Here is a 24,707-nt window from a genome sequence, read left to right as displayed (position 1 = left end):
CTAAATCATGCCGCAAGCAACTAACCACAAAAAAGCCAACCGGTCACACACTAAAGGATTCCGTTTTCGGTTGCTTTATTGATAAATGACATAATAAATGACGTGTGAATTGGCACACGTCATTTTCCCTATTTAGTATAGTTTTAGCTTGTTTCCTTATTTTTGGCACTGCAAATGACATTATATTTTATAATGGACAATAAGTAGTGTGGATCAATATGAGTGCCACTTGGGATGCTGGCAATATGCGCTTCGCATCTAACTAACGGGGCAGATTATTTAAAGAAAGCAAGGGGGAGATACGTTGACTGATATTAAAAATATTGGACGTTTTTGTTTGACGAATGATAATGGTTATATAATAAACGACTCAAATTTAGAAAAGGTTAAACCTGAATTTTACAAGGTGATAGAAGAGGTAGTAGAAAATTACCAAAAACACTTGGGCTCCGATCTGCATAGTGTATATGTCAGGGGGTCAGTTCCCCGTGGATTGGGTATATATGGGGTTTCAGACTTAGATACAATAGCAATAACGAATAGAGAAACGAATGATATGGACTTGAAATGGGTGGATAAAGCAGAAAATGACTTGAATAGAAAATATGATTGCATAAAGGGTGTAGAGTTTAGTTTCTATTCCATTGAAGATATGATAGAAACCAATAACTTTTCAATCATTCCGTTTATGATTAAGACTCATAGTGTTTGTGTATATGGAGAAGATATAAGGGGGAAATTACCTAACTATAAGGCAGATAAAACACTTGGGAACCAACATCTTGTAAACTTAAAGAATCAAATCAAACAAGCTAAAGAAGACGTTGCAGGCAATGACGATAAAGAAGATATATTGGATTGTTGCGCATGGATTATGAAAATCATCGTTAGGGCAGGCCTTGCACTTGTCATTGAGAAAGAAAAAAAATATACAAGAGACTTGTACCCAGCGTATGAGATATTTTCTACGTATTATCCAGAGAAAGAATCTGAAATGAAACAAGCAGTTAAATATGCTATTAATCCTACAGAAAATGGGAATGCGATCATTGTTTTTTTAGATGATATGGGAACGTGGATGATAAACGAAGCTGATAAATGGTTGCAGGTTCACAACCCCCAAAAGGTAAGTAATATGGAAATGTAGAAAGGACTTCAACACTAAATTTGTGATACGTAAATAGTTGTACGTAAACAAAAGGTGCTTGAGTTGAAGAAGAACTGGCAATTTATAACAAAAGGCTCGATTGTTGTTTTTTTAACCCCCTAAAGAAAGCTGTTAAAATTTATTTTGTATTAGTGGGGCTTTAACGATATAAAGAATCACAGCCATTCTTCGATAGACTGGCTGTATTCGTTATTCAATACTAGTTTGCATAGAAGATGAATTATTTTAGTGTAGACTCTAGTGCTTCATTTTTAACTTCAAGTATGTACTTACTAAGCACCTGTTCTCTACCGCCATTGTTTTCGTACCAATCTTTAATCCTTTGAACATGTGCTTTATCATTTTTCACATTTGTTTCAATTTCCACATATTTTTCATAGCTGTCATATTCCCATATGGCAAAGATTTCGACAGTATTGTCCTTGTTATCCCTCATCCATCTCCCTACCAAGCGTGCACCATGCTTTAATTGATTAGGTAAGTTTGTATTGTTGAAGTGAGCATTGAACTCCTCAACAAAATCACTTTTAACAGTATAAAATTTTCTTCGATAAAACATATCTGAACCTCCTATTATGTATCGCCTGTTCGCTTATCCTCCACAATCCTGCTACGTTTGCTGAATAAGCACTGAAAAAATAATACCATAAAAAGTAAATTTAAACTTGTCTTATTTTGAAATCCTCTATGTCATTGACCGGGATGCAGCGATTGGTGAAGAGCGCTTGGGTGAGCGCGCATTTTTGTGGATTCTGCTCGAAGGAGGGTTTATGAAAATGACGTGATATGCAAGTATTCTTTGTCGAACCGCAAGTAAATCGTGTCGAAGCGCAAGTAAAACTCCCAGCACCGCAAGTAAATCCAGCGAAACCGCAACTAAATCATGTCGATCCGCAAGTAATCTCATAAATCCACAAAAAAGGAAACATCACTTCGCTGTGGTTGGCGGGGTAGTGTTATTATGGTTTGATATAGATAAAGATTCTACATATTTCGACTTTTTATAGTCGGTTATCTTAACAATATCAGAAAATTATAACAAAATTTTAAAACGATCAAAACTCGATTTTAAAACTGCTGATTTTGTAATTGCGTTACTTTAAGGATGTGAGGGGGGGCACACGTGTCGGAATTACTTATTGTCGATAATGATAAACAATGCCGAAAAGAAGTTTGTGCAATCATTCAGGAAAGTAAATACAGCTTTTTATCCATTTATGAATCCAGTACGGCCCATCGAGGGATGCTGTTGCTGAAACAAAGCAAGCCGAGCGCACTCATGATTGATATTTCTTTGCCAGATACCGATGGCATAGCGTTTGGCAAAATAGCTCTTCAGTTGTATCCGGACCTTCCGATTATCGTGATGACCCAATTAAAGATGTTTGAACTCGTTCAATCGTCCATCAATGCCGGTTTTTTAGGTTACTTATTGAAACCGCTTTCTAAAAATGAACTGATTGAAACGTTAGACAGGGTGTTGATTCCTGTTCTCAGCAAAAGTATAAACCAGGTTATGAAATCAAATGAAGAGCCCTTTACTGCAGATCTGAAAAATCCGATCGGCAGCGCCATCCAATATATGCAAATTTATTACAGCGAACCCCTCACGTTAAAAGGTGTAGCCGACAAGGTATACCTGAGCCCTTCTTATTTCAGCAAAATGTTTAAAGAGGAAACAGGAATGACGTTTGTTGAATATCTGTCGTTTGTCAGAGTGCAAAAAGCCAAATCCCTGCTGAGAATGTCAACACTGCCCATTGAAGTGATTGCCAACAATGCCGGTTTTGCGAATTCGGGATATTTTGCCACTACCTTTAAAAAGCTTACTGGAATAACACCGAGCGATTACCGTGAGCAATTTCATTTAGAGGCTGAGCAGGGACTAACGATATCATCTGGAGGTGTGTAGATGCTCCCGATTTATCTGGAAATGAAACGCTGTATCCAAAACGGTCTCCGGGGAGTTTTGGGGACAATTATCCGTACGGAAGGCTCTACCTATCAAAAATCAGGGGCCAAATGCTTTTGGAGCGAAGATGGAACGTTAACCGGATTATTAAGCGGGGGGTGTGTTGAGGGAGACTTCATGGAACACGCAAAAGAGGTGTTGAAGTCGGCAACCTGTAAAACGATAAGCTATGATTTCCGAGGTGGCGGTGACGATTTATGGGGCCTTGGCCTCGGATGCAACGGTTCCATTGATATTTTCCTGGAGCCCTTTGATTCACTGGGTGACCCTGAAAAGGCAGCTCGTAGCATGGAGATCTGCCAAACGGCACTTGCCCATGAAGTCGGCATCGCCACTATTGTAGAAGCGCCTGACCCTGTGTTGATTGGTGAAAAATGGGTATGTGAACAGGTTCCTTTTCATCAATCCAGGGCAGGGGTATATTCCATCCCTTACGGGGAGAAAGAGGCCCTTGTATTTTCAGAAACCCTCACGCCTCCTCCACAACTGGTCATTTTTGGTGCAGGACCCGATGCAGTGCCTCTCATTAAGGGAGCAAAGCAATTGAACTGGCAAGTGACTGTCATCGATCATCGTCCTGCTTTTGTGAACCAACAATATTTTCCGGAGGCCGATCATCTCGTTTGTGTTTCTAAAGGAGAATGGCCGGACCTTCAGATAGGCAGCTTTACGTTTGTGGTCATTATGACCCATCATTTTGAACAGGATGCTCTTTTTCTGAAGCAGTCACTGAAAACAGCGGCTCCATATATTGGGGTACTTGGTCCGAACAAACGGACGTACCAGCTGTTGGATCAGATGAATTCCGGACTTACCCAGGAGCAACTTTCTCGTCTCCACAGTCCTATTGGCTTGGATATCGGCTCAAAAACACCGGAAGAAATTGCGCTCAGTATTTTGGCGGAAATCACCATGATCTACCGAGACAAGGGAAGCGGAAATCCTCTTCATGTGATGAAGGAAACGAGCTTCACGAAATACATGGAAAAGAAAGTGGGTGAACTGGCATTGTGACTCCCCAAAAAAACACATGGGCCATCATTTTGGCAGCCGGGCAGTCAAAACGGATGGGAACGCCAAAAATGATGCTGCGCCACAAGGGAAAAACACTTATCCATCACGTCATAGATGCCGCTGTAAATTCTAAAGCAGACGGTGTAATCATTGTGATTAACCCGGAAGTAGACGGTTTGCTTGCAGAGGCTTCTGTTCCGGGGGTCAGCAAGGTTTTCTTGAATGATCAGTCGGACAGCGGATTGTCGATGTCTCTGAAATCAGGCCTTTATGTGTTGCCGTCAGAAGCAGAAGCCGCCATTTTTCTGCTGGGGGACCAGCCCCTTGTCACCACCAGAGAGATTAATTTACTTCTGGAGGAGTTTCAGGGGAACCAGGCTTATTCCATATATCAATCGTCCTATCGGGGAAAGAAGGGACACCCTGTCTTGTTTCAACGGCGTATGTTCGACCGGCTGCTTGATGTCAAGGGCGACAAAGGGGGCCGCGAGGTGATCAGGCAATTTTCCGGAGAGACCCAAACCGTTGAAATGGGAAGAAGTCACCCTTTTGATATTGATACCAAGGACGATTACAGAAGGCTATTAAGAAAGGAGGTCTCCTAAAATGGGCAAAGTTATTGGCAAGGCCGTGACAAGAGTCGAGGACATGCGGCTGTTGACCGGACAAGGCAAATACATTGATGATATCGGAACCCCTGCCCAGACCTTTCAAGCGGCCATTTTAAGAAGCTCCAGCCCCCATGCCAATCTTGTTTCAATCGATACGGCTGAGGCTGAAAAGGTGCCAGGAGTAAAAGCAGTAATAACCGGTGAGCAGGTGAAGAAATACCTTGAGCCGTTCAGTGTAGGTGTCAGCGCTCCCGTTCATTATTATCCAATCGCCGTTGATAAAGTAAGGTACGTCGGAGAGCCTGTGGCGGTCGTGGTTGCAAAAAGCCGATATATCGCCGAGGATGCGATGGAACGGATCAAAGTGAAGTATGAAGCGCTCCCGCCGGTCGTTGATATTGAGGGTTCAATGGAGGAAGATGCCCCCATCCTTCATGAAAACGTTGGATCCAACGTCGCCAATCACCGTACGTTTCATTACGGAAAAGTCGATCAGGCGTTTGAAGAAGCGGACAGGATCATTAAGCATAAATACCTTTTTCCGAAATATACCGCAACCCCTGTGGAGACATACGGAATTATCGCAAACTATGAATCCAGTGAAAATCAGTATACGGTGCACGCCAATTTTCACGGACCATTTGTTATCCAGGCCATCATGGCTCAGGCACTGAAAATACCAAGCAATAAGCTGAGAATTATTGTTCCAAAGGACATTGGCGGAAGCTATGGCATCAAAGCGGGAACTTTTCCCTACATGGTGCTCCTTTCGGTGGCAAGCCGGATTGCCGGATGCCCGGTAAAGTGGATTGAAGACCGCCAGGAGCACCTGTCGGCCAGCTCCAGCGGAACGGACAGGGTAACCTATATTGAAGCGGCGGTCAAGAACAACGGGAAGGTAACCGGGCTGCGCATGAAGATGATCGATAATGTGGGTGCCTACATCAGGGCTCCCGAGCCCGCCTGCCTGTACCGTACACACGCAAATTCAACGGGTGCCTATGATATTCCCAACCTGCATATTGATGCTTACGCCATTATGACGAATAAGCTGCCTACAGGGCTGATCAGAGGCTACGGTGGCCAGGAACTGTATTTTCCTCTGGAGAGGATCATGCAAAGGGTGGCGTTCGAGCTGAATCTGGATCCGGCGGATGTTATTCGTGAAAATCTCATTAAAAAAGAGCAGTTTCCTTACAAAACGGCTTCAGGCGGCATGTATGACAGCGGGGATTATATGAAAGGATTCGAACTGGCACTGGAGACCGGAAAGTATGAGGAGTTCCGCAAAAAACAAGAAAAAGCAAGAAAGGAAGGGAAAATCGTCGGTGTCGGTCTTGCCTGCATTGTCGAACCTTCGGGGTCTAACATGGGATATATCACGGTGGCGCTGACTCCGGAAGAACGGGCAAAATCGTTGCCGAAATCGGGCTGTTCGGAAGCGGCTACCGTTTCGATGGATCCAATGGGAAGCGTGAACGTTAGGATCAGTACAACACCTTCCGGACAAGGGCATGAAACCGTTGCGGCACAAATCGTTTCTGAGGTATTGAGCATTCCGGCGGATAAAATCAAGGTGGTGGCAGAGCTGGACACGTCTACAAGCGCCTGGTCCATTGCGTCAGGCAGCTATTCAAGCCGTTTTGCTTCATTGGGTTCAAGCGCAGTCTTTTATGCAGCGCACAAGGTGAAGGAAAAATTGATGAAAATTGCTTCTCACCAGATGAAAGTGAGTGAGAGTGAACTCGAACTGCGAGACGGAGCTTTTTATGAAAAGAACGACCCGACAAAAAAATATGCATTAAAAAGAGCGGCGGGATCTGCCCATTGGAATCCTCTTTCTCTTCCAGAAGGAATGGAGCCTGGAATCTATGAAACATACTATTACTCTGTAAAAGCGGCTGAGCCGCCTGATGAAAATGATCTCATCAACTCATCCGTCACGTACGGATTTGTGGCTGATCTGGTAACAGTGGAGATTGACCCGGATACTGGGGAGGTTCGTATTCTCGATTATGTCACGATTCACGATGCCGGGAAACTACTGAACCCACTCATCGTCGATGGACAAATCTTTGGCGGGCTCGCCCATGGGCTGGGCGGGGCGCTCTATGAGGAGCTCGTATACGACAACAAAGGGCAGCTGCTAACCGGATCATTCATGGACTATTTGTGTCCGACTGCCCCGGAAATCCCGAACGTGACAATCAAGCATATCGAAACGCCATCTCCCATGACTCCACTTGGTGCCAAGGGCCTTGGGGAAGGCAATACGATGAGTGCGCCAGTGGCTGTCGCCAATGCGGTGAGTGATGCACTCACTCCATATCAAATTGAAATTGACACATTACCGCTGAGTCCCAATCGAATTTGGACGCTTCTGAATCAAGCGAAGCAAAACAAAAATAAAGAGGTGACCGTCTGATGGAAGGAAAAGGAAATATGGTATTGGAGGCAGGAGTTAACAGAGCGTATGAAGTGCTCCTTGATCCTGCTGTGCTTGAAAAATGCATTATGGGCTGCAAAAAACTTGTGTTGGTGGATGACAACAAGTATGAAGCAGAGCTGTCCATTGGAATTGCTGCGATCAAAGGAAACTACTCTTCAACGATTGAGATCCTCGACCTGGAAGAGCCCCGTCATTACAAATTGGCGGTCAAGGGTGAAGGAGCTCCGGGAACGGTAGAAGCCGTTGGAATCGTAGACTTGACGCCGGATGGCGAAAGCTCGACTCTTCTAAACTACTCCTATGAAGCAGAAGTAGGCGGAAAGGTAGCGATGGTGGGCCAGCGAATGCTCGGAGGGGTAGCAAAACTGGTGATTCAGGACTTTTTTAAGAAACTGGGCAAGGAACTAAAACGAATGGAACAGAGCGCCTAAAGAAAGGGGCAGAGCACATAATGAAACCGGCCAAGTTCAATTACTACCGTCCTAAGGATCTTCCGGAAGCGCTGTCTCTTCTCGAATCAAGCGGTTTTGACGGCAAGATTATTGCAGGGGGACAGAGCCTGGTGCCGATTATGAACATGAGGTTGGCAACACCTGAATGTTTAATTGACATTAACGGTCTTCAGGATCTGAATTTTATCGAGAGCGATGATCATGTGTTGAAGATCGGGACGATGACCCGGCAAAATACGGTGGAGACATCACAACTCATCAAAGATCAATGCGGTCTCGTTACCGAAGCGGTTGCACATATCGGCCATCTTCAAACGAGAAACCGTGGAACGATCGGAGGAAGCATTGTCCATGCCGACCCCAGTGCCGAGCTTCCTCTTGTAATGATGGCGCTCAATGGCACGCTTCATATCTCTTCAGAAGACGAAACAAGAAGCGTGAAGGCGGAGGATTTTTTTCTCACATTTTTAACGACAGACATGATGCCCAACGAAATGCTGACTGAAGTTCATTTGCCTATTTGGAAGGGACGGGTCGGGTCTTCCTTTCAGGAAGTGGCGAGGCGTCATGGGGATTTTGCTCTTGTAGCCGCCGCTTGTCAGCTTGAGCTTGATGCTCATGACCGAATTTCAGATATCCGGCTGGCTCTTGGCGGGGTCGAGGCGATTCCCCTTTTAATTAGTGACGCGAAAGAACTTCTTGCAGGAGAAAGGCTTACGGATGCAGCACTGCAAAAAGTGGCCGATGTGGTGGCAGGCAGTGTGGAGCCTGAATCGGATCTGCACGCCTCTGCGGCCTACCGGACACAATTGGCGAAGGTATTGACGACGAGAGTAGTGCACCAAGCATACGAGAGAGCAAAGGGGTGAGCAGTATGTCCTTAACCGAGATAAATGTGACAATCAACGGCAAAGCATACTCCGAATGGGTGGAACCGCGAATGCTGCTAAGTGACTTCATTCGTGAAACATGCGGATTGACAGGCACCCATGTCGGCTGTGAGCATGGCGTGTGCGGCGCGTGTACCATCAGCATGGACGGTGCAGCTGTCCGGTCCTGCCTCATCTTTGCCGTGCAGGCCGATAACAGGGAAATAAAGACGGTCGAAGGACTGGCTTCCAACGGAGAAATGACGGCGCTTCAAAAGAATTTTGTGGAATGCCATGGTCTGCAGTGCGGTTTTTGCACCGCCGGAATCTTAATGTCCATCACCGATTTCCTTGAAAAGAACCCACAGCCATCCACAAAAGAAATCAAAGAGACCCTGTCAGGGCATCTGTGCCGCTGCACAGGCTATGACGGAATTGTAAAGGCTGTACAGAAAACGGTTCAGGATAACCAAAAAGAAGTCTTGCAAAGGAGTTGAACCCATGAATCTTGGAACGTTACTTGAATTTGCAGTTGAGCGGTTTCCGAACAAGGATGCAGTTGTACAGCAAGAAGAGCGTATATCTTACGCCAGACTGAACAACCAGATTGATAAACTTGCCGCATCGCTTCAACGGATTGGAATCAAGCAGCAGGATCGCGTCATGGTTCTGCTCAAAAACCGGGTAGAAAATGTAATCCTCTATTGGTCTCTGCAAAAGCTGGGAGCCATATACACACCGTTGAACTTCAGGCTATCGGCAAAGGAGGTAGAGTATTGCTTCAATGACGCGGAAGCAACGGCGATTGTCTATGAAGATGCGAGTCAGGAGGCGGTGTTAAAAGCAAGGTTTAACGAACGGCCGGTATACATTGGTCTTAATGGAGTAGAGGGAGCGGATATCTATTTTTCTGAACTGATTCAAAGAAGTCCCAATACGTATGAGAGACCCGCCATTCATGATGATGACATTGCGCTAATGCTTTACACATCGGGAACAACTGGAAAACCAAAAGGTGTGCCAAGAAGTCATAAAAATGAGTATGCGTCGGCACTTGCTCATATCATCCAGAATCAATATTCGGAAGGGGAAAGCACACTCGGCACCATGCCACTTTACCATACGATGGGCATGCGGTCTCTGCTCTCCATTACCTTTTTAAACGGAAAACTGGTTATACTGCCTGACTTCGATGCGAAGGAAGCGCTTGAATTACTCAGTAAAGAAGCAGTTTCCTGTCTGTATCTTGTTCCCACTCTGTACCATGACATCCTGAAGCATCCCCAATTTGCCGAATACGACCTTTCTGCCCTGAAAAAGATCGGATACGCGGGAGCCTCGATGACCACATCGCTGACCGAAAAGTGCATCGAGAAGCTAAAGCCCGAGGTGTTTGTAAACCACTATGGCAGCACAGAGGTTTACACGTTTACGATCAATTCGAACGTATTCGAAAAACCGTGCTGTGCCGGAAAACCGGGATTCCACCAAAACATCAGGCTGGTCAGGGCGGACCCGGATGCAACAGCAACCTGTGAAGAAATCGTGGGCAAAGACGAAATAGGGGAGATCATCGTTAACCTGGAATCGGGAGAAGCATTCAAAGGGTACTGGAATCGGCCAGATGCGAACCAGAAAGCAATTCGTGACGGCTGGTATTTTACCGGAGACCTTGGCGTGATGGATGAAGACGGTGACTTGTACGTGGTCGGCAGAGTGGATGACATGATTATATCAGGCGGGGAGAATATCCATCCTTTGGAGGTGGAGGACGTGCTGGCCGAACATGAAAAGGTACTGGAGGTTGCGATCGTCGGGGAAGAGGATGACAGGTGGGGGCAAATTGTATCCGCTTTTGTTGTTCCCGGCTGCCATACGGTGTCCATCCAGGAGCTTGATGAGTTTTGCAAGAACCATCCCCAACTGTCCAATTACAAACGGCCGCGCAAATATGTATTTGTTAAGGAAATCCCAAAAAGCCCGGTTGGTAAAATCCTGCGGCGGAAGCTCAGAGACGGGGAATTTGAACCATTTGGAACAGAAAAAGTAGTGTAATTGCTGATCAATGAGAGGAGAAATGAAAATGACAACTGCAACTCAATATGACCATATCCGTGTGGAAAAAAACAAGGCGGCACAAACAGCCACAATTATCTTTGACCGGCCAGAAAAAATGAATTATATCAGCATGCTGGCGAGAGCTCAGTTTTCCAAGATCTTTGATGAATTAAATGCGGATGAAGATGTGCGCGTAATTATCGTAAAGGGGGAAGGCGATAAATGCTTTAGTGCAGGAGGAAGCATTCCGCAGTTCATGGAAACCCACCCTGAAGAACTGTCGCGCTTAAGAGTTAATGTGGCTGCACCCGAACGCTCTCCAAAACCGGTTATTGCCCAGCTTCAGGGATATACGTTCGGTGTAGGGTTTGAAATTGCGATGGCTTGCGACTTCCGGATCGCCGCCGATGATACACTGCTAGGATTGCCGGAAATGAACCTTGGAATGATTCCCGGAAGCGGCGGAACCCAGCGTGTAGCACGTGCGGTTGGACTGACCAGGGCGAAGGATATGATTATGAGGGCAAGAAGAATTCCTGCGGATGAAGCCTATCAATGGGGATTGCTGACAAAGGTTGTTAGCAAGACCGAGCTTGAAAATGAAGTGAACAGTTTGGCTGATGAGCTTGTCCGTTTTTCTCCTTTGGCACAGCGGGTTTGCAAGGAAGTCTTAAATGCCGCCGAAGAAGGCCCATTGAGTACAGGCTTGGAGATTGAGGGAAGAGCTTACGGAATGCTGAGATGCACGGAGGATTTTAAAGAAGGTGTCGATTCTTTTGTGGAAAAAAGAAAACCTAAATTTACTGGAAAGTAACGGATGAGAGTAATCCCGCGATTCTGGCGGGGTTACTCTGTACCCGTTTTTCTCGTAATTATAAAAAACTGAATATTCTGTTTATAAATCATCCAAGCTAAGTCACTTAAAAACTTTAGTATTGGAGGAAATGATAATGTCAAATGCTGTATCTACCGGTGTAGTAAGAGAAACAGAACCGAAAAAAACGGAAAACAAGCAGATCGTTTCGGCTACCGCCGCTTCTCTACTGGGCTGGTCGTTCGATTTATATGACCTTTTCATCCTGCTATATGTCACACCTACCATAGGAAAACTATTTTTTCCAACGACCAATCCTACACTGTCCCTTGCTGCGGTGTATGCTTCTTTCGCCGTTACCCTGCTTATGCGGCCGCTGGGATCCGCCGTATTTGGCTCCTATGCGGACAAGCACGGAAGAAAAAATGCGATGACCGTAGCCATTATAGGAGTGGGTTTAAGCACCGCTGTTTTCGGGCTGCTCCCCACGGTTCCGCAAATCGGGTTATTTGCTGCCCTTCTTTTTTTACTGCTTCGCCTGGTTCAGGGTGTTTTTGTTGGAGGGGTCGTTGCTTCCACCCATACGATCGGTACCGAATCAGCGCCTCCTAAATGGAGGGGACTCATGTCGGGGTTGATCGGCGGAGGCGGTGCAGGATTGGGTGCACTGTTTGCTTCCATCGCATTTATGGTGGTCTCTGCCATTTTCCCTGGTGAAGCATTTGAGGGCTGGGGATGGAGAGTCATGTTCTTTACGGGGATTTTGGGATCTGTTGCTGGTCTTTTTGTTTTCCGGACACTGGAAGAATCCCCACTATGGACGGAAATGAAAAAGAAAAAGAATGAGAATCAGAATGTGGTGGAACAAAAACCCGTCAAAGCCCTATTTACGACATATTCAAAAATTTTGCTGGTTAACTTGATGATCGTAATCGGGGGAGGATCCGGTTATTATCTAACCGCCGGATTTATTCCAACGTTCCTCAATGTCGTCAACAAGGTATCTTCTGCAACTCTGTCAGGCGTTCTTATCACCGCAAGTATAGCGACGATCATAGCGGCCTTGATTGCCGGCCATCTGAGTGAAGTGTATGGAAGGAAAAAGGTTTTCATGGTTGTCGGGTTGTTAAACGTGATCGGCCTGCCTTATTTTTATCTCTCGCTGGCCGATGCAGGCTCAGTTACTGCCATCTACTTTTACGTGGTATGTCTTGTGTTTTTGGGAAATGCGGCCTACGCTCCTGTCCTGATATTCTTAAACGAGCGGTTCCCGACCTCCATCCGATCCACCGGCACCGGCCTGTCCTGGAACATGGGTTTTGCCATTGGAGGCATGATGCCTACCTTTGTCACCCTAGCAAGCGGAACGGTTGATAATATTCCACACACTTTAATGTATTTTGCCATTGTCATCTATCTTGTCTACATTGTTGGAAGCGTTATCATACCAGAGACCAAAGGAAGGCTGCGATAACAATCAAATCAGAACGGAAAGGAGTATGATGGGATGTCCACTTTCGTTACTCAGAAAGTACCAACCTACTATAATTTTGCCGATGGTGAATGGACAGAATCCACGTCCAATGAGCTGATTGAGTCGTACAATCCTGCGACTGGAGACCTGTTTAGCTACTCGCAAAAATCAAATGTAAGAGATGTTACAGCCGCCATCGAGTCTGTACGGCACGCCTTTCAACCCAGTGACTGGGCGGTAAATCCAAAGCGCCGCTATGAAGCCTTGCTGGCACTCGCTGAAAATATGACAAAGAACCTGGAGCGTCTTTCCCGAATTCTCACGATTGATCAGGGTAAGACCATTCGGGAGTCAAGAGGGGAACTGGCGGGCTGCATCGACACTCTTAAATATTTTGCCGGGGCGGCTAGAAGCGTGTTTGGGCGCTCCATGCAGCTGGAACCTGCCAACTTCGGGGTGATAATTAAAGAACCGATCGGGGTGGTGGGCATCATCTCTCCGTGGAACTGGCCCGCGTTGCTGATGGTCCGTGAACTTGCCCCGGCGCTTGCTGCCGGTAATGGGGTCATCGTCAAGCCCGCGAGCCTGACGCCCTCGATTTCTGCTGAAATTTTCAAGCTGATCGCCGAGATCCCTCATTTTCCTAAGGGAATCGTGAGTCTCATAACAGGTCCCGGAAGAGAAATTGGTGCGGCGATGGCAGCCAGTGAAAAGATCGATATGATCAGTTTTACCGGAGATACAGCGACCGGAAAGTCGATCATGGAAACAGGGGCCAAAAATATCAAAAAGATCGCGCTCGAACTTGGAGGCAAATCCCCTAATATTGTTTTTGAGGATGCAAATCTCGACAAGGCGATTCCGATCATCGGCCGTTCCATTTTTATTTCCGCCGGCCAAATCTGCATGGCCGGGTCCAGAGTAATTATTGAGGAATCCATTAAGGACACAGTGGTTCAGCGGTTGAGAGAATATGCCGAACAGCTCAAGGTGGATAACGGCCTTTTGGAAACATCCGATATGGGGCCGCTTGTGTCGCAAAGTCAATTGGACATTGTCCAAGGCTATTGCGATCTGGGGCGTCAGGAAGGGACGATTGTAACAGGCGGTGAGCGCTTGACCGGGGGATCGCACGACCTGGGCTATTACTTCCAACCGACCATTATTGACGGCCTCGCGAGTGACAGCAGGGTGATGCAGGAAGAAATTTTCGGGCCTGTACTCGCTGTTCAGACGTTTTCGAGCGAAGAAGAAGCGCTTCATCTGGCAAATGACAGCGACTTTGGGCTTTCTGCGGGAGTATGGACATCCAACCTTAACCGCGCCATGCGTTTGTCAAAAGGGATTGAGGCTGGAACCGTATGGATCAATACGTATAATAAAAACTTCCCTGAAGCAGAGTTTGGCGGCTACAAGCAAAGCGGTCTGGGCCGGACACGGGGCGTGGATGGTTTGATGGAATACTGTGAAACGAAGCATGTCCATATTGAAGTCGAAGAACTGGGGGAGGAAGTATGATGCAGAGTAGTTCCATTACTCAACAGTCGGAGCAAAGCTACTCCTTTCATCTGCCGACCCGAATTGAATTCGGGTTTGGTAAAGCCTCCATACTTGGCGGACACCTAGCTGCAATGGGAGTGAAACAGGCGTTTATTGTAAGTGACCAGGGAGTGGTGTCCGCAGGATTATTAAGTAACATTAATGCCTCTCTTCAAGAAGCTGGCATCTCATCTGAACTGTATCTCGAGGTGGAGCCGGATCCCAGTTTTAAAACGATTGACAGAGGAGCGGATTGTTTTCGCAAAAGTAACTGCGATGTCCTGATCGCCGTTGGAGGGGGCAGCGTGATGGATACGGCCAAAGGAATAAGAATCGTAGCTCAACACGGTCAAAGTATTGGGGATTACGCAGGAGTTGAACGGATCAAAAGTGGTTCGGTCATTCCGCTTGTCGCGGTACCGACCACCTCCGGGACGGGCAGTGAGGTTACGATTTTCGGAGTTTATTCGGACTGGGAAAACCAGGTGAAAGTAACCGTCAACAGCCGATATATGGCACCGACATTGGCCATTGTGGATCCCGAGCTGACATTGGGCCTGCCGAAAAAAATGACCGCATCCACCGGAATTGATGCATTGGCCCATGGAATTGAAACCTACTTTTCCCGCCGGGCCAGCCCGGCAACCGACGCACTGGCGACAGAGGCAATTGCAACGATAGGCTCTTCTTTAAGAGCAGCGGTGGAGAAAGGTCATGACAAGGCGGCACGGACCCGGATGTCGCATGGAAGCTTGCTCGCAGGCATGGCATTCAATAACGGATTGCTTGGACTGGCGCACGCCATTGGCAGCGCGCTTTCAGGACATTGTCACGTGCCCCATGGCATAGCGATCGGGTTGTTGCTTCCGCATGTCATCGAGTTCAATGCGGGAGAAAATGTTCAAAAAGCAGCAAACATTGCGAACCTGCTGGGAATCCATAATGGATCGTCTTCATCCCTAGCGGCGCAGGCAGCAGAAGCCGTAGCTCAACTGGTTTCCGATATTGGTCTGCCGACCCGGTTAAGAGACGTTGATGTATCTGAACATCAGCTTGGTGTTATCGCTTTGGATTCTTTCAAAAGCGGAATGATGAAGTGGAACCCGAAACAGCCGTCCGAGGCTGAGGTGCTGGAACTGTTGAAGAAAATATACTAATCCAATGGGGAGGTATGTTCGATGGCTGAAGAACTGGTATCTGGTTTGGATGAAAGTACGGATGAAGTGGCCTGGAAGCTTTATCGAAAAGCGATTCGGTTTGGCACGTGGGATCCTGCTGAAATTGACCTATCACGTGACAGGGAGGACTATGAAAGACTGGACAAGGATTTGCAAGACTACCTCATTCACTTTTGTACCGGTTTTCTCGATGCGGAAGAAAATGTGGCCTTGAAATTCTGTCCATGGATCATGCTCGGGGCTTCCACTCAGCAGCAGGCCTTTCTTAGCACGCAGCTTGTGGAAGAATTCAAGCATACCGAATTTTTTCTTCGCTATTTTCAGGAAGTACTCGGCATCCACAGGACTGAAGGTGTGCAAAATGCGGTTCAGCAAAAGCTGGACGAGCGGGGCAAAAGGATGCTGAACGCTCTGGAAGGCAGTGAAGAGCAGAAGGAAGAGGCGCTGGTGGAGGGGCTCGCCCATTACCAGGGAATCATTGAAGGCGTACAGGCCATGGCAGGTTACGACGTTTTCGAAGCCGTGTATGGCAGTAAAGGGATTTTGCCGGGATTGAAGGAAGGATTCAAACGGATCAAGGAAGATGAAGGGCGTCATGTCGGATTTGGACTCCGCATGCTGAAGCTGCTCGCCAAACAGGAAAAGCATGCAGCCCGCATACGGAGAGTGTATGAAGAATATCGTCCTCTCATTGCGATCCGGTATGATCAGCCGGTTATCGTCAACAGCCGCCAAATCCCTGTTCCCCCTGAGGTAAACGGTCGAGAGCGCGTAATGAAACTTTTTGAGCGCCGCCTGAAGGATATTTTCGGAGTCGTTTCGGTGAGGTGAACAAAGGAGGATCTCAGGTGGCGAAATTAAATTGACCAACGATTTAAGAATTTAAAGTAAAAGGAGGCCGTTGTATGAAAGCTAGAACATTCCGTACATGGCTGGACCATCTTCAATCAAAGGGACGGTTGGCCGTAATCAATAAAAAGGTGAGTCCTGATTTTGAGATTGCGGCAGTGGCCAAAAAGCTTGATGGCCAAAAAGCGGCCTACTTCTCTAATGTAGATGGCTATAAAGTTCCTCTGGTTTCAGGAATATGCTCGAGCCGGCAGGATTTTGCAGATGCCTTGGAAACCGATGAAAAAGGAATCATTCCTAAATTCTCTAAGGCGGTTTCAATTCCAAAACCTTGCAGATTAATAGAAAAAGAGGATGCCCCAGTAAAAGAGAATATTATAACGGAAAACATCGATATACTGAAAACCTTTCCTATTCCTATACATCATGAAATGGATTCAGGTCATTACATCACAGCGGCACTGTTCATTACACGCGATCCGGACACGCGCAAGCAAAATGTATCGATTCATCGCCTGCAAATTTCAGGTAAGGACAAGCTTGGTGCATTATTGCTTCCGAGGCACACTCATCATCTATATAAACAAGCAGAGGAGCAGGGGAAACCATTGGAATGTGCGATCGTCATTGGTGTCGATCCGCTGACGCTGCTCGCCTCGCAGGCCAGTACGCCATTTGGCGTGGATGAGCTGGAAATTGCGAGCGCGCTGCATTCTGAACCGCTTGAAACCGTCCGATGCGAATCGGTGGACATCGATGTGCCTGCCCGCGCCGAAATTGTAATAGAGGGAAAAATCCTTCCTCATATACGCGAACCTGAGGGGCCATTTGGAGAATTCCCTAAATATTATGGACCGCGAAGCGACAAAGAAATTGTACAGGTCACTGCCATTTCCCATCGGCATAATCCCATCTTCTATACCATTGTCCCAGCAGGTTATGAACATCTTTTATTGGGAGGTATTCCTAGAGAGGTAAGCCTCCTCGAGAGCATACGACAGACAGTTCCTTCCGTAGCGGCTGTCCATATGAGTCCGGGAGGCACGTGTCGATATCATGCCATCGTTTCGATAAAAAAACGAAATGAAGGCGAAGCCAAGAATGCCATGCTGGCCGCTTTCGCCAACAGCTTTGACATTAAACATGTCGTAGTTGCAGATGAGGACGTTGATATTTTCAATATGGAGGAAGTCGAATGGGCAATCGCCACTCGTTTTCAGGCCAGCAAAGATATGGTTGTGATTCACGATGCCCAAGGTTCAAAGCTCGATCCATCTACCGATAACGGCTTAGGTTCAAAAACAGGTTTTGACTGCACCATCCCATTAAATAGTGAACCCATGAGATATAAGAGAATCACCATTCCGGGATATGATGAGCTAAATCTACAAGACTACCTTTCTGACGACTCGTCTGAATCAAAGAGAGAGAGTTTTGAAACAGACAAAGTCCTAACATGAAGGAAAGCACTCTTCGGGGTGCTTTTTTGGTGTTTATGGATGGGAGTAGGTTATGAAAATGACTTAATCAACAGGATGTTTCCGGAAAGACCGGTCAGCACCACATTTAAGTAGTCCACCCCGATATCGACACCAATCGTGTAGCCGGCATTTTTATTAAAAACAAGCATAACAGGCCGCCTGCCACCGCTTGAATGCCCCTGGCCAATTTCAAAAATCAGGTTGTCCTCCATCAGGCTTCCTTTTCTATAAAATGATTGAAAATAAAAATAATCATTGAAATAGTCTAAGAGTTTGATTATGATGTCTTTAAGTTAGTTTTTCCATTAAACAAACTAACTTTAGCAAAATCATACTCATTTTTTTAAGCGGTTAAGATAACGCTTACATAGCGGGGAGGATGTCCATGAAAAAGGTACTATCGGTTTTAGTGCTTGCGGCGCTTATATTTGCTGCCACAGCCCACGGTCAGGATTTACAGAAGGGCAAGAAGAGCGGTCAGATCGTAATCGGCTTGAGCATTGATGATTTGAGGCTTGAACGCTGGCAGAACGACCGCGATATTTTTGTAAAAGAAGCGAAAAAGCTTGGTGCGAAGGTAATGGTCCAGTCGGCCAATGGCGATGATACGAAGCAACTTTCCCAGTCGGAAAACCTGCTATCGCAAGGAGTCGATGTGCTTGTGGTGATTCCTCACAGTTCTGACGCCATGGCATCGGCAGTTGATTCGGCGGAAAAGCAGGGAGTGCCCGTTGTGGCGTATGATCGCCTTATTACAAACTCTAATGTAACGGCTTACATTTCGTTTGACAATGTAAAAGTGGGCGAAATGCAGGCGAAATACCTCGTGAATAAAGTGCCAAAAGGAAACTACTTTTTGATGGGCGGCTCTCCGACTGACAGCAACGCGAAGCTGTTCCGCAAAGGACAAATGAACGTGCTGCAGCCCTTGATCAAAAGAGGCGACATTAAAGTTGTCGGCAACCAGTGGGTGAAGGACTGGCAGGCAGATGAAGCGATGTCCATCATGGAAAACGGGCTCACGAGCAATAAAAACAACATCGATGCAGTAGTGGCATCCAATGACAGCACAGCAGGCGGAGCTATTCAGGCGCTTGCAGCACAAGGACTTGCCGGAAAAGTGGCGATTTCAGGTCAGGATGCGGATTTGGCAGGGGTGCAGCGGATTGCTGGCGGAACGCAAACGATGACAGTCTACAAACCAATCAAAAAACTGGCAACTGAAGCAGCCAAACTAGCAGTAGATGTCGCCCAAAAGAAAAAGATCAAAACGAACGGCAAGGTGAATAACGGGGAGAAGGACGTGCCATCCGTATTGCTCGATCCGATTGCCGTGGATAAAAAGAATATCAAGGAAACGGTCGTGAAGGACGGATTCCATAAGGAACAAGAGATTTACAAAAAAACGAAGAACACTAAAGAGTAATTGGAGGGTGCAAAATGGACAACGATATTCTTGTGATGAAACGCATCTCCAAAGATTTTCCAGGTGTAAAAGCCCTTGATGAAGTCACTTTTTCCGTCAAAAGAGGTGAGATTCATGCCCTGTGCGGGGAAAACGGCGCCGGAAAATCAACGCTGATGAAGGTGCTGAGCGGTATCTATCCACCAGGGACGTATGACGGGGATATCATTGTAAATGGTGAAGTAAAGCAGTTTCATACGATCAAAGACTCGGAAAATGCCGGAATCTCCATCATTTATCAGGAACTCGCGCTCGCGCCAGAGTTAACGGTAGCAGAAAACATTTTCCTCGGGAATGAAAGAGCACAAAAGGGCATCATTAACTGGGACCAGACGAATCTGGAGGCGAAAAGATGGCTCGATCAGGTGGGGCTGGATATCTCCCCTGAAAAAAAAGTCAAGGATCTTGGCGTTGGCCAGCAGCAACTTGTTGAAATCGCAAAGGCACTTTCCAAAAAAAATGACCTGATCATCCTGGATGAACCTACAGCTGCCCTCACGGAAAGCGAGGTCGAAACACTGATCGGTATTCTGGAGGAGCTCAGGCGCCAGAATGTGACCTGCATCTATATTTCCCATAAGTTGAACGAAGTGATGAGGCTTTGTGATTCGGTTACCGTTTTACGGGATGGGAAAACGATTGTTACGAAGCCGATTGATGATATGGATGAAGACAAAATCATTGCCTATATGGTCGGCCGGGAACTGACTCAGCTTTATCCGAAAAAAACTGGGGACTATATCGGTGGACCGGTTCTGGAAGTGAAAAACTTCAACGTCCATGACTATGCGGGCAGGCATGTAATTAAAGACGCGAGCTTTATGGCGCGAAAAGGTGAGGTCCTGGGCATTGCCGGCCTGATGGGGTCTGGCCGGACGGAGCTGTTTACGAGTCTTTTTGGTGCCTTTGAAGGAAAATACAGCGGAGAAATCACGATCGATGGGCAGAAAGCTTTTATTAAATCAGCAGCAGACGCCATTAAATATGGCATGGCCTATGTATCCGAGGACCGGAAAAAGACGGGGCTCGTGCTCGATATGAGCATACGCAACAACACGACAATGGTGGCGCTTGATTCCGTCAGTGGAAACGGCGTTATTGATGAAGCCAAAGAGGTGCATGAAGCGGAGAAATACATGAAAGTGTTCAGGACAAAGGCGCCTTCCATCGAAACGAAAGTCGGCACGCTAAGCGGCGGGAACCAGCAGAAGGTGGTGCTCGGCAAATGGCTCATGACAAGTCCGAAAATCCTGATTCTCGATGAGCCTACAAGAGGAATTGATATCGGCGCAAAGTCGGAAATTTACGCCTTTATCCATGAGCTCGCCAAACAAGGAATCTCAATCATTATCATTTCTTCAGAACTGCCCGAAGTGCTCGGCATGGCCGATCGTGTGCTTGTCATGTCGGAAGGCCGGATTGCCAAAGAGCTCTCCATCGAAGAGGCAGATCAAAATACCATTATGAAATGGGCTACAGGAGGGGCTGTCCATGCTTAATGCAAATGCGAATACACAAAGCAATCTTAATGATCCAGCGCCACAAAGGAAAGAAATTAAGCCAGAACAAAAAGGGAAATTCCGCCTGGATTTTCGTCAGTACTCACTTCTGATTGCCATTCTGGCGATTTTCGTTATCTTTACGATCGCGACAGACGGTTCATTCGTCACTTCGCGGAACCTGTCCAACCTGTTCCGCCAGATGTCGGTCACAGGGATCCTGGCTATCGGGATGACGCTTGTCATCGTTGCGGGGCATATTGATTTGTCCGTCGGCTCCCTGGTGGGTCTGACCGGGGGAATCGCCGCCATCCTTCATGTCTGGTATGACTGGAACACGTTTGCGGCCATCGGTATCGCCCTTATCCTCGGTGTCATCCTTGGCGCTGTGCAAGGCTGGTGGATCGCTTATAAAAATGTGCCCGCGTTTATTGTGACGCTTGGCGGAATGATGGTGTTTCGAGGTATTCTGATCGGGGTAAGCAACGGGGAAACGATCGCTCCGCTTCAGGATAATTTTAAAATGATCGGCCAGGGCTACATTCCATACACGGTCGGCTACATTATCGCCGTCATCGTTGTTGCCGCCTTGTTTGCTCTTTATTTTAAAAACCGTGTAAAAAAGATAAAGCTCGGCTTGCCGCTTGGCAATGAAAACGCGGCGTACGGAAGAGTTGCTCTTTTCTCGATCGTTTTTCTGCTGTTTGTCTACATGATGAACCGTTACCTTGGAATCCCGGCACCGATTATGGCAGTACTTGTTGTGGCAGGAATCTTTATTTTCCTTTCGCAAAGAACAACGTTTGGCCGCCATGTGTATGTAATCGGAGGCAACGCGGACGCCGCCAAATACTCGGGGATCAAAATCAAGCGCAATGTTCTCATCGTTTACATGCTGATGGGACTCCTCGCCGGAATTGCCGGAGTGCTCCTGACAAGCCGCCTGAACGCGGCAACCGTGGGGGCAGGGAACATGCTGGAACTGGATTCCATCGCAGCGGTCGTTATCGGTGGAACGAGCCTGATGGGTGGTGTCGGGACCATTATGGGTTCCATCATCGGAGCGCTGATCATGGTCAGCATCGATAACGGAATGAGCATGATGAACATCGAGCCGTTCTGGCAGTACATTGTTAAGGGCTCTATTCTCGTGATAGCGGTTTGGATGGATGTTTCTACGAAAAAGAAGCAATAAGGAACGAAAAATCAGGAGATTGTTTCTCCTGATTTTATTTTTGTTAGGTATGAGTTTTATGAAAATGACGTGATATGCAACTAAACCGTGTCGAACCGCAACTAAATTGTGTCGAAGCGCAACTAAAACTCCCGGAGCCGCAACTAAAATCACCGATACCGCAACTAAATGATGTCGAACCGCAACTAACCACAAAAAAGCCAGCCGGTTACACACTCCAGCTGGCCACTTATTTTTAATATCAACTAATAATATCCTCTATTTCTCCCAAAGCTCGACAAGTCGACCGTCAGGATCTTTAATCCAAGTAAACTTTCCATATTCACTAACCTCTTTTTTCTTTTCGAGAGGTACACCGATTTGTTCAAGATGATTCATCGTCTCGTCCAGATTATGTACTTGGAAATTCAACATCACTTGTTGTTCTGTTGGAAAATAATTGTCATCCTCGGTAAACAAAGAAAAGATCGTTTCATTTCCTGATTCGGGTTTAATCATTGTCCCGTTCCAATTTTCCAGATCAATCTCCAGCACTTCACTGTACCACTTTTTTGTAGCCTCCAGATTCTTTGTTCTCCAAAATATTCCTCCGAAACCCTTTATCATCGTATCTGACCCCTCTCTGTTAACTTATACAAGTTCATTATAACCTAGCCATTATCCTAATTTTAGAAGTTTGTGCGCAAAAAAGAAACTCATCTAAGGCTGACGAGTTTCTCCCTTTTTTATATCACTTCAACAAATTACGTTCCTTAAATAAATCTCTCTCCAATTTCACTGTTTTGCCACCGGTTTTGAACACTGCATACTCCACAGCGGGCTGTACCACCACGTTATCGAGCAGCAATTCTTCACCTTTGAACTTCAGCTTAAGTTCATGTGCACCTTTGCTTAGATAAACAGGGTGCTCTGCATTCGCTAACGTCAGAAAATCGGTATCCGGGGAAGGGAGGATCTTCATAAAGCTCACACTTCGGCCATCGACCTGAACATCAAGCTTGCCGGCAGAACCGGCTTCTTGGACCAGTGCACCTGACAACAGGTACAAGCCGCTCTTATCGACCGAAATCTTTTTAGAGATCACATCGGAATTTCCTAATCTAACAATCTTTCCGCTATAGGAAGCATCGCCAGTCCATGGGCTTTCAGGTGTCACCGTCTCCGGCTTGCCAAGCACCGTATCAAAATCTTCAGCTTCTTCTACAACCGCTGTATGCCGCTTAACGGTTTTTGCCTGTAAAAGCTTCTCTGCTTTCGGAATGGAATTTACCGTCTGCAACGCCATCAATGCTTCGATCGTCGACTCGGCACCGGAGTTCCAGTTTACTTTTCCGGTAACGCCATTTAATCCATCATAACCGCGGCCTGTCTTTGAATCATACATCACGGCATCTGCATTATTGTTGCCTGTAAACCAGGAGGCAGCGAGTCCCGCATATTGAGCATATTTTGGATCTTTCGTTGCTTTAAAAACCTCCGCAAATCCCTGTGTCAGCATGTTCACGCCATAGGCGATTTGCTCATCCTTCGCCATCGTTGGCGCCATTTCCTTGATGATTCCCGTAACAAGCAGATGGGAGAAGAGCTGGTCTGCTTCCTGCTGTGCGGACTTCACCCATTTCTTTTCACCGAGCACCCGGCCGGCTTTTGCCAAAGCAAAGGATTGGCCGCTGCCCCATGCATGCCAGAGGGTAGGGGAGCCGTCCCAGCCAAGATGGGCACCGTACGGGTACTGCGTATACGAACCATACTGAAACTCATTGAGTCCACGGCCCACTTTTTTCATTGAATTCTTTACACTCGCCAGAGGTTCAACCTCATAAAACTCAGCAAGACCCAGCAAGGCATTGGACATGGCGTCAAAGCCGCCGATCCATGCGGGCACTTTGTAACCGTGTACATTTTTGTATTCACCATAGTGCTCATTTACTTTTTTCTGCAGGGCTTTATTCGCTAAAAGGAAACTGTCCTTCAATTTAGCAGCATAAGGAGGATCAGCTTTCTTGAACACGCCGTATCCTTGTCCAATGGCCCACATCGCGCGTGCGGCCCACCAGTCAAACGACTTTTTGCTTGTCGGGCCATCGGTATTGATCGAGAGGTCCTTGTTCACAAAGTTATAAAACTCGCCGTCATCTGCCTGCATGTGCATGACAAAATTCAACGCTTTCTTCGCATTCTCCAGGGACTTCATATTCCCATTTTGCTCATAATCGTTCAAATACACGACCGCTGCACGGGCCACATCGTCCACGCAGGCAATCCCTTCACCCGACGCATCGACCCACTTGTAATCCGGAGCTTCCGAATAGATGTGGGTGATCAGCATGTCCACACCGTCAATTTTCACATCCTCGTTTAAAAAATTGAGGTGCTCCAGATTCACCGGTGTTTTTTCTTCCGACGGTTTCCCCGCCGCATGTGCATAAGCCGGTGACGCAAGACAAAAGGCCACCACAAACGCCAAAAGCATTCTAACTCTCTTCATAATCTTCCTCCTTTTTATGATGATAATTTATGAATCTTTTAAAAAGGTTGTTGCTTTGGAATGTAAGGAGTCTACTTTGATAAGTTGATTGGAGTGGAAGGTGCGAGACTCCGACGGGAAAAGCGGGACAGA

At 46.8% G+C, this 24,707-nt stretch carries 21 protein-coding genes and 1 pseudogene; 18 read left to right on the top strand and 4 right to left on the bottom strand.

All coding sequences use genetic code 11. The features are described from left to right. Window positions 1-304: 304 nt before the first annotated feature. Complete coding sequence (locus tag QNH15_RS24125) at window positions 305-1,147, top strand: nucleotidyltransferase (protein ID WP_283891166.1); 843 nt, start codon at window positions 305-307, stop codon at window positions 1,145-1,147. Window positions 1,148-1,388: 241 nt separating this feature from the next. Here QNH15_RS24125 and QNH15_RS24120 read toward each other — a convergent pair whose 3' ends face one another. Beyond that, entirely contained in the window at window positions 1,389-1,727 is a 339-nt protein-coding gene (locus tag QNH15_RS24120) for an NIPSNAP family protein (protein ID WP_061973906.1), read from the bottom strand. A 564-nt stretch (window positions 1,728-2,291) separates the two neighbouring features. Between QNH15_RS24120 and QNH15_RS24115 the strand changes: the two genes are divergently transcribed. The 14 genes from QNH15_RS24115 (at window position 2,292) to QNH15_RS24050 (ending at window position 17,907) form a co-directional block, all read left to right on the top strand. After that, window positions 2,292-3,080: a response regulator transcription factor gene (locus QNH15_RS24115; RefSeq protein WP_283891163.1), complete on the top strand. Its 789-nt coding sequence runs from the start codon at window positions 2,292-2,294 to the stop codon at window positions 3,078-3,080. Then, the gene (locus QNH15_RS24110) at window positions 3,081-4,154 is read left to right on the top strand and encodes an XdhC family protein (protein WP_283891162.1); all 1,074 of its coding nucleotides are present in this window, start codon (window positions 3,081-3,083) and stop codon (window positions 4,152-4,154) included. It begins immediately after the preceding gene. Continuing rightward, the gene (locus tag QNH15_RS24105) at window positions 4,151-4,759 is read left to right on the top strand and encodes a nucleotidyltransferase family protein (RefSeq protein WP_283891160.1); all 609 of its coding nucleotides are present in this window, start codon (window positions 4,151-4,153) and stop codon (window positions 4,757-4,759) included. The genes QNH15_RS24110 and QNH15_RS24105 overlap by 4 nt, the downstream gene beginning before the upstream one ends. A 1-nt stretch (window position 4,760) precedes the next feature. Beyond that, entirely contained in the window at window positions 4,761-7,190 is a 2,430-nt protein-coding gene (locus QNH15_RS24100; RefSeq protein WP_283891158.1) for a xanthine dehydrogenase family protein molybdopterin-binding subunit, read from the top strand. After that, window positions 7,190-7,645 carry an SRPBCC family protein gene (locus QNH15_RS24095; RefSeq protein ID WP_061973913.1) on the top strand — a complete coding sequence of 152 codons (456 nt, stop codon included), beginning with the start codon at window positions 7,190-7,192 and terminating at the stop codon, window positions 7,643-7,645. The genes QNH15_RS24100 and QNH15_RS24095 overlap by 1 nt, the downstream gene beginning before the upstream one ends. Window positions 7,646-7,665: 20 nt before the next feature. Beyond that, complete coding sequence (locus tag QNH15_RS24090) at window positions 7,666-8,535, top strand: FAD binding domain-containing protein (RefSeq protein ID WP_283891156.1); 870 nt, start codon at window positions 7,666-7,668, stop codon at window positions 8,533-8,535. Between the two features lie 5 nt (window positions 8,536-8,540). Continuing rightward, window positions 8,541-9,032, top strand: coding sequence for a (2Fe-2S)-binding protein (locus QNH15_RS24085; protein WP_283891155.1), 492 nt, complete (start codon window positions 8,541-8,543; stop codon window positions 9,030-9,032). 4 nt (window positions 9,033-9,036) lie between these two features. Then, entirely contained in the window at window positions 9,037-10,590 is a 1,554-nt protein-coding gene (locus QNH15_RS24080; protein WP_283891154.1) for a class I adenylate-forming enzyme family protein, read from the top strand. Window positions 10,591-10,618: 28 nt separating this feature from the next. Continuing rightward, window positions 10,619-11,407 carry an enoyl-CoA hydratase/isomerase family protein gene (locus QNH15_RS24075; RefSeq protein ID WP_283891153.1) on the top strand — a complete coding sequence of 263 codons (789 nt, stop codon included), beginning with the start codon at window positions 10,619-10,621 and terminating at the stop codon, window positions 11,405-11,407. 136 nt (window positions 11,408-11,543) lie between these two features. Then, the gene (locus tag QNH15_RS24070; RefSeq protein ID WP_283891151.1) at window positions 11,544-12,881 is read left to right on the top strand and encodes an MFS transporter; all 1,338 of its coding nucleotides are present in this window, start codon (window positions 11,544-11,546) and stop codon (window positions 12,879-12,881) included. Between the two features lie 33 nt (window positions 12,882-12,914). Further along, window positions 12,915-14,399: an aldehyde dehydrogenase family protein gene (locus QNH15_RS24065; protein ID WP_283891149.1), complete on the top strand. Its 1,485-nt coding sequence runs from the start codon at window positions 12,915-12,917 to the stop codon at window positions 14,397-14,399. After that, window positions 14,396-15,577 carry an iron-containing alcohol dehydrogenase family protein gene (locus QNH15_RS24060; protein WP_283891147.1) on the top strand — a complete coding sequence of 394 codons (1,182 nt, stop codon included), beginning with the start codon at window positions 14,396-14,398 and terminating at the stop codon, window positions 15,575-15,577. Before QNH15_RS24065 ends, QNH15_RS24060 begins: the two co-directional genes overlap by 4 nt. Before the next feature lie 21 nt (window positions 15,578-15,598). Next, window positions 15,599-16,429 carry a R2-like ligand-binding oxidase gene (locus QNH15_RS24055; RefSeq protein ID WP_283891145.1) on the top strand — a complete coding sequence of 277 codons (831 nt, stop codon included), beginning with the start codon at window positions 15,599-15,601 and terminating at the stop codon, window positions 16,427-16,429. A 74-nt stretch (window positions 16,430-16,503) separates the two neighbouring features. Next, entirely contained in the window at window positions 16,504-17,907 is a 1,404-nt protein-coding gene (locus tag QNH15_RS24050) for a UbiD family decarboxylase (RefSeq protein ID WP_283891143.1), read from the top strand. Between the two features lie 68 nt (window positions 17,908-17,975). On the opposite strand, the pseudogene QNH15_RS24045 reads toward QNH15_RS24050, so the two are convergent. Further along, window positions 17,976-18,146, bottom strand: a pseudogene (locus QNH15_RS24045) (ROK family transcriptional regulator); the annotation flags it as partial. 167 nt (window positions 18,147-18,313) lie between these two features. On the opposite strand from QNH15_RS24045, the gene xylF reads away from it, so the two are divergent. From xylF to QNH15_RS24030, 3 genes are read left to right on the top strand one after another with little or no spacing between them, the layout of a single operon-like run. Beyond that, window positions 18,314-19,354, top strand: coding sequence for a D-xylose ABC transporter substrate-binding protein (gene xylF, locus QNH15_RS24040; RefSeq protein ID WP_283891141.1), 1,041 nt, complete (start codon window positions 18,314-18,316; stop codon window positions 19,352-19,354). A gap of 14 nt (window positions 19,355-19,368) precedes the next feature. Next, window positions 19,369-20,892, top strand: coding sequence for a xylose ABC transporter ATP-binding protein (locus tag QNH15_RS24035; protein ID WP_283891140.1), 1,524 nt, complete (start codon window positions 19,369-19,371; stop codon window positions 20,890-20,892). After that, window positions 20,885-22,087 carry a sugar ABC transporter permease gene (locus QNH15_RS24030; protein WP_283891138.1) on the top strand — a complete coding sequence of 401 codons (1,203 nt, stop codon included), beginning with the start codon at window positions 20,885-20,887 and terminating at the stop codon, window positions 22,085-22,087. Before QNH15_RS24035 ends, QNH15_RS24030 begins: the two co-directional genes overlap by 8 nt. 258 nt (window positions 22,088-22,345) lie before the next feature. Here the strand turns inward: QNH15_RS24030 and QNH15_RS24025 are convergent, their stop codons facing one another. Then, entirely contained in the window at window positions 22,346-22,693 is a 348-nt protein-coding gene (locus QNH15_RS24025) for a VOC family protein (RefSeq protein ID WP_283891136.1), read from the bottom strand. 124 nt (window positions 22,694-22,817) lie between these two features. Then, window positions 22,818-24,575: a hypothetical protein gene (locus tag QNH15_RS24020; protein WP_283891134.1), complete on the bottom strand. Its 1,758-nt coding sequence runs from the start codon at window positions 24,573-24,575 to the stop codon at window positions 22,818-22,820. Window positions 24,576-24,707: the final 132 nt, after the last annotated feature.

Origin of the sequence: Fictibacillus enclensis (assembly GCF_030123385.1) — a bacterium.
GTDB classification, from domain to species: domain Bacteria; phylum Bacillota; class Bacilli; order Bacillales; family Fictibacillaceae; genus Fictibacillus_C; species Fictibacillus_C enclensis.
The sequence above is the reverse complement of the archived record's forward strand: the minus strand, read 5'-3'. Positions and strand labels throughout refer to the sequence as shown.